This window comes from Bacillus sp. (in: firmicutes) (assembly GCF_031983925.1).
Lineage (GTDB): Bacteria > Bacillota > Bacilli > Bacillales > Bacillaceae_G > Bacillus_A > Bacillus_A pacificus.
In genome coordinates this window covers 708533-727034 of record NZ_DALYZR010000001.1, presented here as the reverse complement: position 1 = coordinate 727034, position 18502 = coordinate 708533, and the positions used below count along the sequence as shown (strand labels likewise).

The following is an 18502-nucleotide window of genomic DNA, read 5'->3' as shown; positions in this document are numbered from 1 at the left end:
TCACATAGCAATATTATTATCGGTTCTTTTCCATAACCGCAAAATAATTCCCTTCACTATCAGCAAAGTTAAATACTTTACCAGAAGGCATAGTTACCATTTCACCAACAGTAACATTTTTATTTTTTAAATCTGTATATAATTGATCCAGACTTTCTGAGAAGAACATTAGTGACGGTGTACCAAGATTTAATTCTGGGCTCATCTTAGAAATCACTTCTTTATTATGTAATATAATGCTTGTTTCTGCCCCACTTTTCGGAGCGATTTCAATCCATCTCATTCCTTGTTGGTTATCTTCCTCTGCAACTACATGAAACCCTACCTTTTCCGTCCAAAAATTGACTGCCTCATCTTGATTGTTTACATACAGCATAATTTGTCCGACCTTATGAATCATTTCATTTCCCCCTAATGTTTTTTATATTCTAAGTAGGTTTCTACATGTACTATCATTATTCCTTTTGAGTTGGTATGTACTTCTTTGCAAAATTTATCGACTGACTCATCCCATCTAGTCCGTCAAAATAATCATTTCTTTCGATCATGTTATATCCATTGAATCCAATTTAATATTCGACTTTTTTTATATTATTTCCTCGTATAAACCAAATAAATAAACTACCTTTTTTCGATACCCCCAGTAGAAGCATATATAGGCACATTAAAAACACTAATACAATTCCCATTATCACTTGATTACAAACAAAAAAGGCGTAACTACAAATAGTTACGCCTTCCCCATCATTTATCTAGGCTTTTTCTTCCCTGTAAACGCTGGTTTCTTTTTCTTTGGTGCTTTCGGTTTCGTTTCTACAAATGATCCTTTGAACATTTCTTGCTTCGTAAATACGATACCTAGTTTTTTCGCAAATTGTAGTAATTTACGCTCTTCTTGCGGTGTTACAAGAGATACAACAGTTCCTTCTTTACCCATACGTCCAGTACGTCCTGAGCGGTGAATGTATTGGTCTACTGTGTCTGGTAATTCTAAGTGAATTACATGTGTTAAGTCGTCAATATCGATTCCACGTGCTGCAATATCAGTAGCAAGTAGAATTTCTAATTTCCCTCCGCGGAATGCACGCATCGTTGCTTCACGTTCTTGCTTACTTGCTTCTGCATGAAGAGCCGCTGCTTTCATTTTACGGAATTTCAATTTCTCAGTAATTTCATCTAAACGGAATGGATCGTTTAAGAACGCAACTGCTTTTACATCGCCCATATGCATAATTCTTCTTACGTAATCATTTTTTTCGCGTCGCTCACAAATAATATACGTATGCTCAACTAAGCTTTTTGATTCTGCACGTGTTACACGTACTAATTGTGGTTCAACTGCTAAATCACGTGCCGCATCTTCTGCAGCTTTTGTCATTGTAGCGGAGAAAAATACTAATTGACGATCGCGCATCGTAGATTTAATTACATCTTGCACTGCGCCCATCATTTTTTGCTTTACAATTTGATCAAACTCATCAAATACAATTGTTTTTACTTCATGCATTTTTAGCTTTTTCATACGAATTAATTCTAAAATACGTCCTGGTGAACCGACAATTACTCTTGGGTGTTTCTTTAATTTTTCAACTTGGCGCTTAATATCTGCACCACCAATTAAAGATGCACCTGAAATTTCAGTTCCTGCTGTAAACTTTTGAACCTCTTCATGAATTTGCATGACAAGTTCACGTGTTGGCGCTAAAACAACAACTTGTGGCTGTTTTACTTCAGGATTAATTTTATGTAAAAGGGGTAATAAGTACGCTAATGTTTTTCCTGTTCCAGTTGGAGATTCAGCTATAACGTCTTGTCCTTCTAAAATAGTTGGAATCGCTTGTTTTTGAATTTCAGTTAACTCTTTAAAACCAGCCTTCTCCCAAGCTTGTTGTAAAAATGGTTGCATATCTTTTATCATTTGTTTTTCTCCTTTATCTCTATTTTTGAAGAAAATGCTGTATTGTTCGCACCGTTTCTATCATGTGTGAAATAACAGCTATTAAATCATCAACATGGTCTTCTGTAATCGCTTTTTGAAATAGAACCTCTACCTTATTATGATATGAAATCGCTTGCTTATTATATTCGTATGAAACTTTCTGCATAATCATTCTTTCTTTTCCCCATATAGAACGCATTAATGTTTCAATTTCTTCGCATTTTACTTCTGGTTGTTCTAACGGGAATGAAAATGCTAGCTTCATCTCACAACCAGGTGTAAACTGAGGCACTTCTAGTATTTCACCAGACAAGTTCTTTGCATCCACAGATAATGAAAATGTTGCTTCTACTAACGGTTCAAACGGTTCTGTTAATTGAAATGAGATATGATATATACGACTTAATGAAGCAAGATCCATCATATCTTTTCGATCTGTTACAAGAATATCTCCATGTAGATCAAAATCATACACAGCACCTTCTACGATTACTTTTAAATTATCAAAAGCAGTTGGATCAAACATAATTTCCTCCAAAAAACAGGCGCCTTTCGATGGAAAGGCGCCACTTGATGTATATATAGTTTACAGATAAACGAGATGAATTACAACCTTTTAGAATAAACCTACTGCTTTTCCATCTTCATTTACATCCATTTGAAGTGCTGCTGGTTGTTTTGGAAGACCTGGCATTGTTAACATTGTACCTGTTAACGCAACGATAAAGCCTGCACCGATAGATGGTTTTAACTCACGAATTGTAACGATAAAGTCAGATGGACGACCTAATTTTGTTGCATCGTCAGAAAGAGAGTATTGTGTTTTCGCCATACAAACTGGTAGGTTACTCCAACCTTCTCCTTCATATTGAGCTAATTGCTTACGTGCTTTCGGAGCAAATTCAATATCTTTTGCACCGTACACTTTTTGAGCAATTGTACGGATTTTTTCTTCTAATGGTAATTCTAACTCATAAAGTGGTGCGTAGTTGTTTTCGCCTTTTTCGATTTCTTTTAACACTTTTTCAGCAAGGTCAACTCCACCTTGGCCACCTTTCTCCCAAACTTCTGTTAAGGATACTGCATAGCCACGCTCATTACACCATTCTTGTAAGTATGCAACTTCTGCATCTGTATCTGTAATGAATTTATTAATTGCAATTACGAAAGGCACACCGAAGCTTTGAATTGTTTCAACGTGCTTCTGTAAGTTTTCCATACCTTTTGCTAATGCATCTACATTTTCTTCTTTTAATTGATCTTTTGCTACGCCGCCATGCATTTTAAGCGCACGAATCGTCGCAACAATAACAACTGCTTCTGGTTTAATACCAGCTGCACGAGCTTTAATATCTAAAAACTTCTCTGCACCTAAATCAGCACCAAATCCAGCTTCTGTAATAACATAATCACCTAATTTTGCTGCCATTGTTGTAGCGATAACACTGTTACAACCGTGAGCGATATTCGCAAATGGTCCGCCGTGAATGATAGCTGGTGTATTTTCTAGCGTTTGTACTAAGTTTGGTTTTAATGCGTCTTTTAATAATAATGTTAACGCACCTTCTACACCTAAATCTTTAACCGTTACAGGTTGATTTGCAAAATTATAAGCAACTACGATGCGCGATAGACGTGCTTTTAAATCTTGAATATCTGTTGCAAGGCAGAATACGGCCATAATTTCAGATGCTACTGTAATATCAAAACCATCTTCACGTGGTACACCTTGAACCGGTCCACCAAGACCAATTACTACGTTACGTAGAGCACGATCATTCAAGTCAACACAGCGTTTCCAAACGATTTTACGCGTATCAATTCCAAGTGTATTTCCTTGTTGGATATGATTATCAATAAACGCCGCTAACGCGTTATTAGCAGTTGTGATCGCATGGATATCTCCAGTAAAGTGAAGGTTAATGTCTTCCATAGGTACAACCTGTGAAAAACCACCACCTGCTGCTCCGCCTTTTAGTCCCATCGTTGGCCCAAGAGATGGTTCGCGAAGTGCAATTACTGTTTTCTTACCAATTTTATTAAAAGCTTGACCTAAACCAACTGTTACTGTTGATTTACCTTCTCCAGCTGGAGTTGGGTTAATCGCTGTTACTAAAACAACTTTACCGTCTTTCTCATTCTGTAAGCGCTTAAAAATATCAAGAGATAACTTACCTTTATAATGCCCGTATGGCTCTAATTCATCTTCTAAAATATTTAAATCAGCTGCAATTTCTTGAATCTTTTTCATACTCGCTTCTTGTGCGATTTCAATGTCGGATTTAACTGTTGTAGTAGTTGTCATATACCCTAGTCCCCCTTTAATTGGTTCTGATGATATTGTATCAGTTTTTTGTATTTTCTGCACTTATTTACCTCCTAAAAATTCTTTCATTTCTTTATGCGCTTTTTAACATAAATACCCATAAAAATGTTAACGATTGTTGTAACTCTGTAGATAGTTGACCTAACATCTTCTCATTTACTCCGCGCTTATATACACCGATACCATCTACAACTTTAAAACCTTGTTCTTGCGCTAACTGTTCAAATTCCCAAGGCATCATCGTATTACAAACAACATCCTTGCCATATAAACGAGGATAACTGTTCTCTCGCGGCTTTGCTGTCGGTCCTAAAATTGCAATACATGCATATCCATCCCTTTTTAGAACACGCTTTATCTCATTTAATGCTCGTAATGGCTCCTCGGTCCATTCTAAAGAATTAATTGCCATAATTGCTTCAAATTGTTCATTTTCAAATGGTAAGGAAGAAAGATCTCCTTTTATAAAGGATAAATCCGGTCCCTCTCCACGCTCCTTCCCTTTTTGAATCATCACTTCTGATAAATCCACTCCAACTGCTTTATAGCCCGCGCGACTTAATTGATATGTACCGTATCCATCACCACAACCAACGTCAAGCACCTTGGCTTCTTTCTTCACGTATTGTTCAAAAAATGGAATAATCGTACTCCTACTCCCACTATCCCACATCTCCTGACTATTTTGGTTCCAAAATTCTGCACTACTATCCCATTTTTTCTCTGCTGACTCATGCCAATTAAATTTTGTCATGCAATCCCCTACCTTCACGTTTTGTCACTCATTTCATTCTACATCATTTTCCAAAATCCCTGTTTTATCTTCATAAGGAGATGTACATGCTAATGAAGGAATCTTTATTCTCCAATTTTTGCTTTACTTGGGTTTAACTCATACTCATGTTCTTTCTTTTATGAAAGATACTATAGGTACACCCAATTGAAAGAGAGGGATGTACATGCGAAGAAAAAGAAATCATCATTTTAAAAGTGGTGAAAAAAACGAAGAGTATGCAGCTGAAATATCACCAGCTGGCATTCCAATTAGACATAAGCGTAAAGAAATTGCAAATGAAATAGAAGGTACAAATACCGGTGCAATGATAGGCTATGTCGCTTTATTTCTTTCGCTTTTCTCCATTGCATTTTATCCAGTTACACTCGGTTCTCTTGCGATTTTAGTCGGCTTATTAGCTGTCAATTTTGGAGCAAGAACACTTGGATATACCGCAATTGGTTTTGGTAGTTTTTCTGTTTTATTTACTTTACTTTATCCGCTTGCTTTGTCAGCTTTTTAAAAAAACACACCAAGTTATACTTGGTGTGTTCATTCGTGATACAACATAATATGACCGCATCCACAACAATGTTTCGCTGTAATTTCTTGAAACACTGGATAATTTTCTTCATCCCGATGCTCAATAAACACCTTTTCAAAACGGTACATATTTGGTGCATATGCCCAATCTTGTTTCGTACGTGCGTATAATGTAGAAGAGAAAAACTCCTCACCGCCACAAACAATACATGTGTTCTTCATCAATACCCCTCCTATGCTTGTCTTACTTCATCTATATGAACATAAGCATAAGAAAAAGACCTTCTATTACTAGAAAGTCTTCTCTGAAACAAAAAGAAATGTACCAAACATTCCTACTCCGCTATATTCTTTCGTAACACCAGCTTCTGTTTTAAATGTTTGCTTTACAGTCATAAAGAATACACCATTTCGTGCATCTGTACTTTCAAATTTTAGTTTTTCTTTTTTACCATCTACATTTTGTGTGCATTCAAAACTACTCTCATCACATTTCAATGCATACTTATCTTCTAGATACAATTTAAAATCTGATTCTTTCGGACAAGTGATAAGTAAAATTGCCACAAGAATAATACTTACAATACCCACAATTGTATAATACTTCTTCATTTGTACTCCTTTCAAAAGACAAGAAAACTTGACTGCATGCGCCAAGTTTTCTTAGTCTACAACCCATTGCCACTCTTGTTCTTTCTTATCAAAAATAAGCCAACCAGTCTCTGTTGCTTCTTCTTTCAATTCATCGATATTATCTAGTACCTCATCCGTACTTTCATACGAACCCACTACATATACCGGAATTTCAAGACCTCTTCTTGACTCAATTTTTCCTGCCAGATCAATATAAAGACCATCTTCCATTAATGGAATAAGCCCCATAATCACTTCTTTAGAAATTGCTGGGAAAATTTTCGATTTTTGGAAGAAAGAAAAACGTTTCTTACCGAAAACACCGAGTTTATAAGGAATAACTTTACTTAACATTCCTACAAAATCAGCAATTCTACGATAATACACTTTGTTGTACCATCCGTCATCATGTGAAAAATAAACAAATCTATTTTTCAATAGCGGAAAGAACGTTCTTGCAAGTGGTTCTTTTTTGTGAGCCAAATATAAAAGCTCTGCAATTTCTTTTGGCTCTAGTTCATCTAAATCGCTTGCATCATCAAAATCTACCCAACAAAATTCATCAAATTCATCAATCTCTGCTTGAATTAACTTATGTATATTTTCTTCCTCAACATATTCAAATAAAGTATGATAATGAAAATCTGTCCATTCAAAGTTATGCTTCAAAAGCAACACTTGATGAAGCGGTGAAGGGATGTTACTTGCAAACTCTTTAAACGTAATTCCTGATGTAATAAAACAATGACCCCGACGATTACCATTAATATATATCATATTCTTTACTTGGTCAGATCCTCCAGACAAAGCACCTAGCCACCTTCGTTTTATATGTTTCAATTCTATAGCATATTTTAACATGAAAAATTTTAGAAACATAGAAAAAACTTCAAAAACTATTTACAATTTCATGTGTTTTATTACATAGTGATTACAAGAAAAAACACCTGCTCGTAAGCAGGCGTTTTTAAAGGATTTCATCTGGGTTTTGAGGATGATGATTTCCCTCTTTCTTTTCATCTTTTTGGAACATCGATTGAATTTTATCAATTGTTTGTGGAGCTAATTCAATCATTTTTTCTGCTAAATGTGTCGCATTTTGTAAATGAAGAATATTTACTCCATCTTTATTCACCACAAGAAATGCTACTGGCGTAATAGAAACACCACCCGCGCTACCGCCACCAAATGCAGGGTTACCGTTCGCTCGTTGTCCATCATTCGTTTGGAAATCAGAACCTCCTGCTCCAAACCCGAACGCTACTTTAGAAACCGTTAACACTACACCACCGTCAGCCGTTTGAACAGGCTCTCCAACAATCGTATTTACATCGACCATTTCTTTTAAATTTTCCATTGCCGCTTTCATTAATCCTTGAATTGGATGATCCACCGTTCATAACCTCCTTTGTCATATCTTTCCTAGTTTTTCCGAAAGTTTGTGAACTAAACATAAAATTTTATATTGATTTCAAAAAACTTAAGTTGTAATATTTAGAAAAATAAAAAAAGAGGTGGATTCGTTATGATGCGATAATTAACAAAGAAAGATCATGAACAAGTATTCGCTTACCTAAAAGAAGAAGCAGCCATTAACTTGTTTATTATTGGAGATATTGAAGCTTTCGGTTATGACACAGATTTTCAAGAATTATGGGGCGTATTTAAAGAGAATGGAACATTAAAATCAATTCTACTCCGATTCCACGATTCATTTATACCCTATAGTAAAGAAGAACTTGTTACCACTGATTATGAGACACTTCTTTCCGCATATAAGCCGCTTAAACTCTCTGGTAAGTCAACTATTGTAGAAAGGTTTGAAACTGCTCCCAGTCTACAATTAGGCTCCAAAAATGAAATGTATTTTTGCGAATGTATAGATGCCGACAACTTGCCTAGTACGCCTGCCCAAGAAACAATTAAACTTGCCACACTAGATGATGTAGAGCGAATTATGCAATTACGAAGTAACATTGCTGAATTCCCGACTGCTAATGAATCAGAGAAAATATTAAGACAAGCTCTCGAAGCAAATACAGGACGTACATATTATATTGAAAAAGACGGTGCTATTATTGCATCCGCCTCTACATCTGCTGAAAATTCATTATCCGCTATGGTAGTTGGTGTATGTACACACCCGCATTATCGAGGGAGTGGCTACGCTTCGCTTATATTACAAAAAATGATTCGGGACTTTACGAATGAAGGCCGAACACTTTGTTTATTTTATAACAACCCAGCTGCTGGACGAATTTATAAACGATTAGGGTTTAAAGATATTGGGATGTGGACGATGTATCGATAATTAAAAGCCGATTTAAAATCGGCTTTTATACATATTGTGCTATTCCAGCTTCAAAAGCTTTCTTATCATTATTTAGTACGCCAAATAATGCTTCTTGAAGCGCAAATGTACTCTTATAAAAATACATTCGCTCCTTTACTGCTTCTAAGTTAGGATAATAGGCTTCAAATAGTTGTAAAAACTCTTCTCCATAACTAGCTAATATGCCAGCAAAATCATAAGCCGGATCTCCAATGCTCGCTCCCCCAAAATCTATGACCCCTGAAATATTCTTTTTTGTTGCACTATATAAAATGTTTGTCATGCCAAAGTCCCCATGAACAAGACTAGGAGTAAAGTTAAAATGACTACTTTCATTTAAATATAACTCAAACGATGTTGAGACCTCTTTTCTTGCTACATTTCTCATGAATGGATAAACATGTTCTTTTAATTGGCTATATAAACTATTTATTTCTGAATACATATCAGTACTATCACATTGCATAATACTTTCGAATGTAGATAACGGAATTTCATGCAACTCTTTTAAAAATCTCGCCAATGTGTACGCAAGTTTCTGTAATTGCTTTTCATCATTTATTTCTGTAAAAACATTTTTCCAAAACGGGTCTCCTTCAATCATCTCATAACCTGCAAATACTTTCCCTGGTACTTCATTTTGAAACCCTTGATAACTTGGATTGGGAATTTGAAGCGTAATGAAGGGTCTTATTTTCTCTAGTAACTGTGTTTCTATTCGAAGTTTCTGAATACCTTTTTCATATTTCGGAAACCGGAATACTATATTATCATTTACAATTAACACATCATTATTTTGACCTATTTCATTTATATAAACAGAATTTATTTGTAATTCAGGATACAACCTTTGTAAATACGCAACATACTCATTTTCTTTTCTCATTCTTTCACTTCTCCCGTTTAAACTATTATTCTCACTTCAAAGTCATAATTACCTGCCTTTCAACAAAACCAAACTGTTCATACATCTCTTTTGCAAAATTTCCAGCAAATACATTCAAACGAATTTCTGAATAATTCTTTTGTAATTCCTTAATACCAGCCTCCATTAATTTTCTTGATAATCCTTTCCCGCGGTACTCTGGAAAAACATACAATTCATATATAAAACCTAGTTTTTCATGAGAAAAATAGTCCGTATTTTCTCCTATTAATATCCATCCCATTACATTGTTTTCTTCTTTAACGACTAAATAATATGCTCCCTTTTCTACAATCGGCCTTGTAATTTCAATTGCTTTCTCTGTACTTAACTGACAATTTCCCCTCGTGCCTTCAAAAAGCGATTGAGCTGCATATTGTATTATTTCGTTCGTGTCTTCCCGGTTTGCCTTTTCTATCATTTTTCACAACTCTCCTCTTTAATAGGCATTAATATTGCTTGTTCAAGTTCCTCCGACTCAACCACAATTGCCATCAATCCCTTTTCCGTACTCGTTTCATGAACTTCGCCCTTCTCCCAAAACACAGCTTGTCCCGCTTCCACCTTCACTTTTTCTTTATCTGCCCCACATACATATCCTTCGCCGTCCACAATAAGAAGCAGTTGCGATACAACTGCTTCATGATATCCAATTATTCCATTCTCTTTTAAATGCATAGCACCGATATGTATATTCCCTTGATGATTTACTATTTTCGACATTATGAAATTAGATTGAAATGCTGTGATTTGCTTTCCTACTTTTTCACTAAAATCAAAAATCTTCACTTCTAGTCCTCCTTATATGTATAAAACCATCCTTACTGTCTGCATCATATGTCCTTCAAAATCTTCTTCGAATTCCTCTAATTGTGCAAAACCTTTCGCTTCATAAAAACGTTTTCCTTTTTCATTCGCTGCTTCCACATGAATGTATAGTTTCCGAATTTCTTTTAATACCGTTAACCCTTTTTGTAATAAAGCACTTCCTATCCCTTTTCCTTGTTGATCTGGTAACAAATAAATCGCTCCTAATTCTGCTTCGTTTTGCAGCCTAACAGGTGAAAAATTTGCAAAGCCAATTACTTCTCCCTCTTCTTCTGCAACGAATAAATGTGTATTCTCAAGACGATATTTCATTTTTTCATCAGAATAAGCCTCGTCTAAAAAACTGTCTTGAATCTCTCTCGGAATAATGCCTTCGTATGTATCATGCCAAGCTATTTTCGCTACTGATTGTACAGCATGAATATCTTCCTGCTTCATTTCTCTAATTACATATGTCATCTCGATGTCTCCATTCTTTTTAAATTATATTCTGCTAATATACGAGAAGAAATGGCAGAGCCATTTTCATAATTCACCTTTATTAATTTTAATTTCTCAATTGAAGCTGTTGCATGATCAAATTTTTCATAAATATATTCCATTACACGTAAAAACTGCTTTGTATATAATCTATTTGCAATCGTACAATGCGGAACCCATTTTCCCGGTACGTAATATGAATTTGGGTTGTCATGAAAAATTTTTAAATAATCATGAAAAGAATGATGAAGTTTTAACAATTCATCGGTAACAGTCGGCGCTAGAAAGACCGTTCCGTTAGTAGGAAAAACTCCAACAGAAGGAAAAGTTACTGGGTCCGTATTTTCTTGCATAGCTACAAACTCTCCTAATTTCTCCTTATACAAATGAACATCTAACTCATTATAATCAGCTAACGTAATATGAGGTTCTACTCCGGCTAATTGATTTGTGCCAATGATATTTGTTAATTCATTTTGCAATTCTGTAATTTTATTAGTAAACACACGATCAAATGTAGCAATAATAGCGTACATATCCCTTCACCCCTTTGTTACAAATAGCGCTTCCCATTCTTCACGAATCATCCCCATTCGAATAGAATCATAGTACGTTCCGTTATAATAACGACATTTGCGCATTCTACCTTCTAAAGTCATTCCTATTTTCTCCGCTACTTTCATCATTCGTTCATTACCAGACCAAGTCGTGAGCCCTACTCTACCAATCTCCATCTTTTCAAATAGTAAATCCCGATATAACGTTAACGCTTCTGTACCGTAGCCGCCATTCCAGTAAGCCGGATTATAAATGACAATTCCCATCTCCAACCAGCGCGTCGGTTTATACTCCCAATAAAATCCGACCGTCCCTATAACTTGACCGTTATGTTCTATAATTAAATTGGATAGAGGTTCTTCTTTTAAACGAGTTTGCATCTTCTCCTTATAGGATGAGTATTCTTGCATTGAAAACGGAAAATACGGTGCATCCCATTTTTTCCATTCTGGATTTTCTTCTTTAAACACGAGATTCCATAATGTTTTTATATCTGATTCTTCAATTGTACGAATTGTTACTCTATCCCCTTTTACGATTACGCTTTTCATAATTTCCTCCTACGTTCCTCTTTATTTCATATATAATTATAATGTTTTTTCTGAAAAATCAAAACAAATATCGTTTATTATATTGTATAATTTTGTTATAAGATACCAATTATTCATGTAGAAAGCTGGTGATTCAATGAATAATCGATTTAGTATCACTTTGTTTCTCACTATTATTACGACAAATATTATTCTCTATTTCTTCTTACCATTACGTATTGTTACGAAATGGGACTTCAATGGAACACCTACGTCAATGATGGATAAAAGTACTTTTGTGATCGTAAATATAATTATATGTTCCTTCTTATTCTTTTTATTTTTAGCTTTATCTAAAGCAGCGAGTAACGAGAAATTTCTCCATTGGATCGGCAACACAATGTTACTATTCTTATTTTTTGTTGATATTGTCATTGCCCTTATCGCCCTTGGCTTTTCACTTCCTCTTGATTATTTCATATTTTTAGCATTAGGGCTTTTATTTATATTAATAGGTTATTTCAGTTCCAAAATTGATACGACTAAATCAACCGTTTCATTGGAATGGAATGATAAGCACCTTGAAAAAAGAGCTTCAAATATTTGTAGTATTTCAATGATGATAGCAGGTATTTTCCTAGCGGGGCTTCCATTTATCGTTTCTGCTCCATATAGAGGTTATGCCATACTAGCGATTATTTTAGGAATGACGCTTGTCATTTTACCGAGTACGATTTATTTACTTATTAAAGATAGCAAGCAATCTACTTCTTAAAAAAAATAGGAGGTTACATCCCTCCTATTTCAGCTAAATATTTTCTTTTTCGTCTTTTCTATCTCAACTAAAATCCCTTTCTCTATCCAGCCTTCTACTCCATCTTTTTTAATTAAATCATATCCTGAGCAGCTACCATCAATGAGAGAAACAATATCCCCTTTTTTTACGCTTATTTGCGCACAAGATATATCCGTTTTCACTGTGTATTCACCTGAATCAAGTTGCCTAATGTATTCATCTTTCACAGAAAGTAATGTATTCGTTTCCTTTTGCCTACATATTGTGTAATCTTGCTTCTTCTCAATAGGCTCTATGTAATAATGTGGATAGGTAACCCCGCCCTGCATTGTTGCATCGGCATGAAAATCTGCTATTACTTCATACTCTGGAAAACAGTCTACATATGTATAAGAAAACTTATCACCTGTTGGTTTCCTATGAATGATAAATGCATTTAATTGCCCTGCCTCTTTAATCGTATTTCCGCCGTCAATTGCAATAATCTTTTTTTGCTTATCAATAACAGGATTGTTAGATGGTGCCTTCTCTGAATAGTTTACAACAGGCCAATGTCCAACAACTACATACTTATTTACTTTATGTGATTGATTGAAAAACTCCGGCATTGCTATCGCATTTTTTCGTTCTGTTTCTTTCCAATCCTCTCTATCTTCAAGGCCAGCATGTACAAATATATAATCTTCCGTTTCAATCGCTGTTGGTAACTCTGTTAGCCACTTTATTTCTTTTGAGAAATGGCTCATTAATTTTGTTTTCAATTCACGGATATCACTTTCTTCATGAACGTTAATATTCAATTGCGCTAGCCATTCATTAAAAATTGTATTTTTCCGCGTACACAAATAATTTATTAAAGCAGGATTTTCATTTACAAGCGCTTCAACTATAACTTCACAATTCCCTTCAACAACATGAACATTTGAATTGTTCTTTACAAGATTCATGACATAGTTTACGACGCCAATACTATTTCTTCCATTCTCACAAAGATCACCATTAATAATTAAATAATCCTCATCGTTAAAATTAACTTTATATAATAGTTCCTTAAAAAGATCTAATTCTCCATGAATATCAGAAATAATGATGACTCTTACATCATTTGGTATAGATAATTTCTTTATTTTTTCCAAGTTTAAACGCTCCTAACATTCTCTAAATTCAAGATTCCATTTTTAATTTCTAATATTCGACAAATTATATTGCTAGACCTGTTCCTAGCTCAAATCTGAAAAAGAAAATAGGTTCCATATATTTGTACATATGGAACCTACTTAATATTATAACGCTTTATAAAAAGAATAGCTTACCTTATTAAAGCCCTCTCTTTCATAAAAACGATGTGCATCAATTCTTGGAAACGCAGATGTAAGAACGATAGAACTGCATCCTTTTTCTTCCCCCCATTTTTCTACATATGACAGCAGAACCTTACCATACCCTTTTGATCTGTGAGCTTCCGCAGTTACAAGGTCATACACAAAAACATGTTTCTCGTTATAAAAATTCGTACAAATCGCTACACCAGCTAGACTAACAACTTCTTCATCTTCATTACGTAGCGAAAATAGTTTATAATTTTCTTCTTTCATTTTTTGAAATAAAGAACTTGCCTCTTCTCTTGAAATTTTCGTTCTTAATTGTTGTAATACGGGAAATACATCGTGTAAATCCGCTTCTGTTACTACTGCTTTAACATTCATTATGATTCGCCCCTTACTATTTATAAAATTTTCTAAATGTTATATCATCATTATAGAAAGCGACTGCCCTTAACTTAAGTGGCAGTTCTATTCTTTTTTATAAGGCCAGCATTAAAAGGAGCGTCTACAAATGGAGCTGAATATTCCTTTAGTGTTACAAAATAAAACACCTATTTACTTACAAATTTACGAATATATGAAACGCGAAATCTCTCATGGATCACTATGTGCTGGTACACGCCTTCCTTCTCACAGAAATTTAGCTATGCAGCTTAATGTGAGCCGTATTACAGTTGAATCCGCTTATCAACAATTACTAGCTGAAGGTTACGTAGAAAGCAAACCGAAACGCGGGATTTTTGTTGCGGAAGTAGATATTGATGTCATTCAAAAGAAACAACAAATTGTGTCAAACAGTGCTAACAATAAAGAAAAAGAACAATATGATTATGATTGTAGTCAAGGACTTATTGATCAAAAAGCTTTTCCCATAACAAACTGGAAAAGAGCATTACACGAAACTTTATTTCAGTATGAAAATGAATTATTTGCCAAAGAGGATCCACAAGGTGAGCTCGTTCTACGAGAACATATTTCAAAATATTTATATCATGCTCGCGGGGTACATTCTTCACCTGATCAAATTATTATTGGAGCAGGTACGCAGCCTCTTCTTTGGCTACTCCTTCAACTACTTGGTTCAAAAAAAGAATACGGAATCGAAAACCCTGGATTTCACCGTATACCTGCTATGATTCAAAGTTCTGGACTTCCTGTTCACCCTATCCCTTTAGATGATAAAGGAATTCATATTTCTGCTTTACGTGAATCAGGTTCCAATGTGGCATATGTCACTCCATCTCACCAATTTCCACTCGGAATCATTATGCCGTTATCTAGAAGACTCGAGTTATTAAAATGGGCGAATGATTGTAAAGGGTATATTGTTGAAGATGATTATGATGGAGAATTTCGCTATATTGGAAAACCTATTCCTTCTTTACAAGGACTAGATTCAAATGAACGTGTTATTTATATGGGAACTTTTTCGAAATCTTTTTTACCTTCTTTACGAATGGGATATATCGTTTTACCACCTCATCTGCTAAAAACCTATAAAGAACTTGGTGGCATGTATAAACAAACGGTTTCTACAATGCAACAACTTACCTTTGCTACCTTTATTCAAAGTGGGGATTGGGAACGTCATATTAACCGAAGTCGTACGTTATATAAAAGAAAGCATATTTCTTTAATTAAATCTATTACAAACGAAATGGGGAATAACGTGCATATACTCGGTGAACAATCTGGACTTCATATTGTACTTCACGTTCATAATGGTATGAACGAACAAGAACTTATTCATGCAGCTGCAAAACAACGTATTAAGTTATACCCTCTCTCGACATACGATTCTGTTCATAATGTGAGGGAGGAGTCATATGTATTACTCGGTTTTGGTAGTATTCCAGAGAATCGTATCGAAACCGTTGTCCAATTATTGAAAAAGGCCTGGTTCCCCAAATAAGAATAGCTCCACGTAAGTATAACTTACGTGGAGCTATTTCATTCACTATTTTTCTGATCTCGCTGCCCTTCCCGGACGTTTGACACCAGTTGTTTCTGTTGAATAAGACGCTTCAATTATAGCAGTTGGATCTACAGAGAGAACGAGATCTTTCATTTTCGGATAAATGAAACGGTTTGTAATACAGTAGATGATTCTTTTATGTTCTCCTAAAAAACCACCTTCTCCATGTAGATATGTAACGGATAATTGCAGTTCTTTCATAAGTAGATCGCCTATTTCTTTATTTTTACCAGAAATAATCATAACGCTCTTTCCTTGATTAATACCATCTAATATGAAATCAATCATCTTCGTAACAATATAGAAAATTGCTAATGAGAACATCGCTTGTTCAATTGAAAACAAAATGGCAACAAAGATGAAAATAACTGCATTTACAGCAAGTAAAAATGTACTAATTGGCACTTTAAAATGTTTATTCATCCAAACAGCTAACATTTCTGATCCATCAATTGCTCCGCCCATTTTTACTACAATCCCTACACCAACACCAAATAGAACTCCTCCATAAAGAACAATTAACAATTCAGAAGTTGTAATTGCTGGAAATGGTTTTAAATAAATCAATCCGAGTGTTGTCACAACATTTGCATAGGACGTACGGATAAAGAACTTCTTTCCCATTACTTTTGCAGTAAATAATAAAATCGGGATATTAATTCCTAAGAACACCCCATAAAGCGGCAACCCAGCAACTTTATTCGCCATAATAGCAATAGCCGTTACCCCGCCATCTACTAATCCGTTAGGTGCTAAAATAAGCTCCAATGAACCCGCTACAATAATCGAGCCAATTGTTAATAATATGTATTCAAATACTTTCTTCATTCATTACCCCCAAAACTTATATATTTTCTTAGTATTATTTTAACGTAATTTCAATGCTAATTCAAAGATATCAGTTTATATACACAAAAGTTTCACCTTTACAATGATTTTTTATGTAATTTATTTATAGAAACACACTTACATATTACAGTAAGTGTGCTCCAAACATTTATTTAAGTTTTGAGTATGAATTCATTTTTAATATTTCATCAACTGCCCTATTATAACCACCAGCATTTCGAAGTGACTCTCCAACTTTACGACTTTTTTCCTTAAACGTTACATCATCCATCACTTTCTTTACAGACTCACGTAACATTTCAGAAGTTAATTCTTTGCGATTAAGCCTTATTCCAGCCCCTACTTCATTTACTCGTTTCGCAACTAAAGGCTGATCTCCTGTTACCGGAATTACAACTAACGGGACACCGTAATATAGTGCTTCACTTGAACTATTCATACCGCCGTGTGTTACGAATACATCAGCATACTGTAATAGTTCTAATTGCGGCACATAATTATACAACTTAAAGTTATTCGGAATGTTTTCAAATTGACTTATATTTATCTTCTTACCAACAACTAATACGACTGTCGCTTCTACATCTTTAAACGCTTCAAAACATTTTTCATATAACTCAGGTTGTTCATTAAAAACTGTTCCCATAGAAATGAAAATCAATTTTTCATCTTTTAAATCTTCCATAGGAAAGCTACCTACTTCTTTTCGAGTAGCAATTGATGGGCCAACAAACTTATACGATTCATCGAATACATCTGAACGCGGCTGATATTCCTTTGAAGTATACACAATTGTAATATCACCAGGATGGTTCATAATATCATACATACTATTACATTTCATTCCATACTGTTTGTTCCATTTTTCCATTCCCGCTAAACAAGATTGATACAATGGATTCGTTTCATCTACTTCTCTTGATTCATGTTCATCGTTAAAAGTAATGTACTGATTAAAAGCAAACGTTGTACAAGAAGAAACACTAGGTAACTTTAAAACATTGGCTATAATACGTCCTACTGGAAAGTGATTATCATATATCAAATAATCGTACTTTTCCCCTTTTGTTTCTTCTACAATTTGAGTAACAATACGTTCTGATGCTTCCATCATATGAGACAGCATCGTCAAAGGACTCCCACCTTCATTTACTCGCTCCATAATATTAATTTGAGAGAGGAAATTCTCAAACACTCGGAATTGTGCACCTGTTGCTTCAATCTTCTTTCTATAATCTTCAATACAATACGAAACAACTGTCTCCCCTCGCCGAATTAACTCACTTACAATAGCTAAAGTCGGATTTATATGACCTTCTCCAGGGAAATTTATTACGAGTACGTTTGCCATCATATTCTCTCCTATCTAATATTATTAATAATTAATTATATTAATCAATTTAAAACTATTATAAAGGAATCTATTCTATTTCTTCACATTTTTCTCTTCATTTTATTATTGAGAAATATTTTTCATAACCTACTTTATACCCCTATTGAAAGTGTGCTTAGCTCTTCATTTACTGAAAAATATGAGATTTATATTTTGTATTTTTACAGATTTATCATCAAAAATTATTTTGACAATTCATACAAAAGTAGAAAAATATAATTTTCACACTGATTTCTCACCGTAAATTTATTTAAGTTCTATGTTGTCCCTATCATTATCCACTTCGTACACATTC

Annotated in this window: 23 protein-coding genes and 1 pseudogene; 4 read left to right on the top strand and 20 right to left on the bottom strand. The window is 34.6% G+C overall.

What is annotated here, in order from left to right; translation table 11 throughout:
* Positions 1 to 16: 16 nt before the first annotated feature.
* From RTP99_RS03895 to RTP99_RS03870, 6 genes and pseudogenes are all read right to left on the bottom strand, one after another.
* Complete coding sequence (locus RTP99_RS03895; RefSeq protein ID WP_000581485.1) at positions 17 to 400, bottom strand: VOC family protein; 384 nt, start codon at positions 398 to 400, stop codon at positions 17 to 19.
* Between the two features lie 55 nt (positions 401 to 455).
* Positions 456 to 569, bottom strand: a pseudogene (locus RTP99_RS03890) (sugar phosphate isomerase/epimerase family protein); the annotation flags it as partial.
* A 179-nt stretch (positions 570 to 748) separates the two neighbouring features.
* Complete coding sequence (locus RTP99_RS03885) at positions 749 to 1918, bottom strand: DEAD/DEAH box helicase (RefSeq protein WP_000588613.1); 1170 nt, start codon at positions 1916 to 1918, stop codon at positions 749 to 751.
* A gap of 19 nt (positions 1919 to 1937) precedes the next feature.
* Complete coding sequence (locus tag RTP99_RS03880) at positions 1938 to 2465, bottom strand: hypothetical protein (RefSeq protein ID WP_000460219.1); 528 nt, start codon at positions 2463 to 2465, stop codon at positions 1938 to 1940.
* Between the two features lie 90 nt (positions 2466 to 2555).
* Positions 2556 to 4244 (bottom strand): formate--tetrahydrofolate ligase, encoded by a 1689-nt coding sequence (locus tag RTP99_RS03875; protein ID WP_011040261.1) that lies wholly within the window; start codon positions 4242 to 4244, stop codon positions 2556 to 2558.
* 94 nt (positions 4245 to 4338) lie between these two features.
* A complete protein-coding gene (locus RTP99_RS03870) occupies positions 4339 to 5037 on the bottom strand; it encodes a class I SAM-dependent methyltransferase (RefSeq protein ID WP_116733350.1) in 699 nt (232 codons plus the stop codon).
* A gap of 187 nt (positions 5038 to 5224) precedes the next feature.
* Between RTP99_RS03870 and RTP99_RS03865 the strand changes: the two genes are divergently transcribed.
* Positions 5225 to 5563, top strand: a complete 339-nt coding sequence (locus RTP99_RS03865) for a hypothetical protein (RefSeq protein ID WP_001253199.1) — start codon at positions 5225 to 5227, stop codon at positions 5561 to 5563.
* Between the two features lie 29 nt (positions 5564 to 5592).
* On the opposite strand, the gene RTP99_RS03860 is transcribed toward RTP99_RS03865, so the two are convergent.
* The 4 genes from RTP99_RS03860 to ytfJ all read right to left on the bottom strand — a co-directional run bounded on the left by RTP99_RS03860 (position 5593) and on the right by ytfJ (position 7609).
* On the bottom strand, positions 5593 to 5805 hold the full coding sequence (locus RTP99_RS03860) for a hypothetical protein (RefSeq protein WP_000798747.1): 213 nt from the start codon (positions 5803 to 5805) through the stop codon (positions 5593 to 5595).
* Positions 5806 to 5874: 69 nt separating this feature from the next.
* On the bottom strand, positions 5875 to 6195 hold the full coding sequence (locus tag RTP99_RS03855; RefSeq protein ID WP_000761181.1) for a hypothetical protein: 321 nt from the start codon (positions 6193 to 6195) through the stop codon (positions 5875 to 5877).
* Positions 6196 to 6246: 51 nt separating this feature from the next.
* The gene (locus RTP99_RS03850) at positions 6247 to 7023 is read right to left on the bottom strand and encodes a hypothetical protein (RefSeq protein WP_000014095.1); all 777 of its coding nucleotides are present in this window, start codon (positions 7021 to 7023) and stop codon (positions 6247 to 6249) included.
* 160 nt (positions 7024 to 7183) lie between these two features.
* Positions 7184 to 7609 carry a GerW family sporulation protein gene (ytfJ, locus tag RTP99_RS03845; RefSeq protein WP_000349987.1) on the bottom strand — a complete coding sequence of 142 codons (426 nt, stop codon included), beginning with the start codon at positions 7607 to 7609 and terminating at the stop codon, positions 7184 to 7186.
* A 204-nt stretch (positions 7610 to 7813) separates the two neighbouring features.
* Between ytfJ and RTP99_RS03840 the strand changes: the two genes are divergently transcribed.
* Positions 7814 to 8527, top strand: a complete 714-nt coding sequence (locus RTP99_RS03840) for a GNAT family N-acetyltransferase (RefSeq protein WP_000469900.1) — start codon at positions 7814 to 7816, stop codon at positions 8525 to 8527.
* Between the two features lie 25 nt (positions 8528 to 8552).
* Here RTP99_RS03840 and RTP99_RS03835 read toward each other — a convergent pair whose 3' ends face one another.
* Genes RTP99_RS03835 through RTP99_RS03810 form a run of 6 tightly spaced genes read right to left on the bottom strand, consistent with a single transcriptional unit; the run spans position 8553 to position 11890 of the window.
* Positions 8553 to 9434: a phosphotransferase family protein gene (locus tag RTP99_RS03835; protein WP_001224480.1), complete on the bottom strand. Its 882-nt coding sequence runs from the start codon at positions 9432 to 9434 to the stop codon at positions 8553 to 8555.
* A gap of 31 nt (positions 9435 to 9465) precedes the next feature.
* Positions 9466 to 9894, bottom strand: a complete 429-nt coding sequence (locus RTP99_RS03830) for a GNAT family N-acetyltransferase (RefSeq protein ID WP_000570278.1) — start codon at positions 9892 to 9894, stop codon at positions 9466 to 9468.
* Positions 9891 to 10262: a cupin domain-containing protein gene (locus RTP99_RS03825; protein ID WP_000688087.1), complete on the bottom strand. Its 372-nt coding sequence runs from the start codon at positions 10260 to 10262 to the stop codon at positions 9891 to 9893. The genes RTP99_RS03830 and RTP99_RS03825 overlap by 4 nt, the downstream gene beginning before the upstream one ends.
* A gap of 12 nt (positions 10263 to 10274) precedes the next feature.
* Positions 10275 to 10760, bottom strand: coding sequence for a GNAT family N-acetyltransferase (locus tag RTP99_RS03820; protein WP_000222821.1), 486 nt, complete (start codon positions 10758 to 10760; stop codon positions 10275 to 10277).
* The gene (locus tag RTP99_RS03815; protein WP_000270880.1) at positions 10757 to 11317 is read right to left on the bottom strand and encodes a 2'-5' RNA ligase family protein; all 561 of its coding nucleotides are present in this window, start codon (positions 11315 to 11317) and stop codon (positions 10757 to 10759) included. Before RTP99_RS03815 ends, RTP99_RS03820 begins: the two co-directional genes overlap by 4 nt.
* Positions 11318 to 11323: 6 nt before the next feature.
* Positions 11324 to 11890 (bottom strand): GNAT family N-acetyltransferase, encoded by a 567-nt coding sequence (locus tag RTP99_RS03810; protein ID WP_000843695.1) that lies wholly within the window; start codon positions 11888 to 11890, stop codon positions 11324 to 11326.
* A gap of 136 nt (positions 11891 to 12026) precedes the next feature.
* Here RTP99_RS03810 and RTP99_RS03805 point away from each other — a divergent pair, with 136 nt between their 5' ends.
* On the top strand, positions 12027 to 12644 hold the full coding sequence (locus tag RTP99_RS03805; protein WP_001065179.1) for a DUF1648 domain-containing protein: 618 nt from the start codon (positions 12027 to 12029) through the stop codon (positions 12642 to 12644).
* 29 nt (positions 12645 to 12673) lie between these two features.
* Here the strand turns inward: RTP99_RS03805 and RTP99_RS03800 are convergent, their stop codons facing one another.
* Together RTP99_RS03800 and RTP99_RS03795 are read right to left on the bottom strand one after the other, a co-directional pair.
* Entirely contained in the window at positions 12674 to 13801 is a 1128-nt protein-coding gene (locus tag RTP99_RS03800) for a metallophosphoesterase (protein ID WP_000411330.1), read from the bottom strand.
* Positions 13802 to 13948: 147 nt separating this feature from the next.
* Positions 13949 to 14371: a GNAT family N-acetyltransferase gene (locus tag RTP99_RS03795; RefSeq protein WP_001101048.1), complete on the bottom strand. Its 423-nt coding sequence runs from the start codon at positions 14369 to 14371 to the stop codon at positions 13949 to 13951.
* Positions 14372 to 14501: 130 nt separating this feature from the next.
* Between RTP99_RS03795 and pdxR the strand changes: the two genes are divergently transcribed.
* Positions 14502 to 15902 (top strand): MocR-like pyridoxine biosynthesis transcription factor PdxR, encoded by a 1401-nt coding sequence (pdxR, locus tag RTP99_RS03790; protein WP_000422412.1) that lies wholly within the window; start codon positions 14502 to 14504, stop codon positions 15900 to 15902.
* A gap of 45 nt (positions 15903 to 15947) precedes the next feature.
* Here the strand turns inward: pdxR and RTP99_RS03785 are convergent, their stop codons facing one another.
* Both RTP99_RS03785 and RTP99_RS03780 read right to left on the bottom strand, forming a co-directional pair.
* Positions 15948 to 16793 carry a YitT family protein gene (locus RTP99_RS03785; protein ID WP_000755119.1) on the bottom strand — a complete coding sequence of 282 codons (846 nt, stop codon included), beginning with the start codon at positions 16791 to 16793 and terminating at the stop codon, positions 15948 to 15950.
* A 169-nt stretch (positions 16794 to 16962) separates the two neighbouring features.
* Positions 16963 to 18165 (bottom strand): macrolide family glycosyltransferase, encoded by a 1203-nt coding sequence (locus RTP99_RS03780; RefSeq protein ID WP_000024485.1) that lies wholly within the window; start codon positions 18163 to 18165, stop codon positions 16963 to 16965.
* Positions 18166 to 18502 lie beyond the last annotated feature (337 nt).

Coding starts and splice junctions, on each gene's coding strand:
- RTP99_RS03895 (WP_000581485.1), bottom strand. CDS start 400: ATGATTCATAAGGTCGGACAAATTATGCTGTATGTAAACAATCAAGAT.
- pdxR (WP_000422412.1), top strand. CDS start 14,502: ATGGAGCTGAATATTCCTTTAGTGTTACAAAATAAAACACCTATTTAC.
- RTP99_RS03795 (WP_001101048.1), bottom strand. CDS start 14,371: ATGAATGTTAAAGCAGTAGTAACAGAAGCGGATTTACACGATGTATTT.
- RTP99_RS03865 (WP_001253199.1), top strand. CDS start 5,225: ATGCGAAGAAAAAGAAATCATCATTTTAAAAGTGGTGAAAAAAACGAA.
- RTP99_RS03815 (WP_000270880.1), bottom strand. CDS start 11,317: ATGTACGCTATTATTGCTACATTTGATCGTGTGTTTACTAATAAAATT.
- RTP99_RS03875 (WP_011040261.1), bottom strand. CDS start 4,244: ATGACAACTACTACAACAGTTAAATCCGACATTGAAATCGCACAAGAA.
- RTP99_RS03885 (WP_000588613.1), bottom strand. CDS start 1,918: ATGATAAAAGATATGCAACCATTTTTACAACAAGCTTGGGAGAAGGCT.
- RTP99_RS03780 (WP_000024485.1), bottom strand. CDS start 18,165: ATGGCAAACGTACTCGTAATAAATTTCCCTGGAGAAGGTCATATAAAT.
- RTP99_RS03810 (WP_000843695.1), bottom strand. CDS start 11,890: ATGAAAAGCGTAATCGTAAAAGGGGATAGAGTAACAATTCGTACAATT.
- RTP99_RS03860 (WP_000798747.1), bottom strand. CDS start 5,805: ATGAAGAACACATGTATTGTTTGTGGCGGTGAGGAGTTTTTCTCTTCT.
- RTP99_RS03805 (WP_001065179.1), top strand. CDS start 12,027: ATGAATAATCGATTTAGTATCACTTTGTTTCTCACTATTATTACGACA.
- RTP99_RS03880 (WP_000460219.1), bottom strand. CDS start 2,465: ATGTTTGATCCAACTGCTTTTGATAATTTAAAAGTAATCGTAGAAGGT.
- RTP99_RS03855 (WP_000761181.1), bottom strand. CDS start 6,195: ATGAAGAAGTATTATACAATTGTGGGTATTGTAAGTATTATTCTTGTG.
- RTP99_RS03835 (WP_001224480.1), bottom strand. CDS start 9,434: ATGAGAAAAGAAAATGAGTATGTTGCGTATTTACAAAGGTTGTATCCT.
- RTP99_RS03785 (WP_000755119.1), bottom strand. CDS start 16,793: ATGAAGAAAGTATTTGAATACATATTATTAACAATTGGCTCGATTATT.
- RTP99_RS03830 (WP_000570278.1), bottom strand. CDS start 9,894: ATGATAGAAAAGGCAAACCGGGAAGACACGAACGAAATAATACAATAT.
- RTP99_RS03820 (WP_000222821.1), bottom strand. CDS start 10,760: ATGACATATGTAATTAGAGAAATGAAGCAGGAAGATATTCATGCTGTA.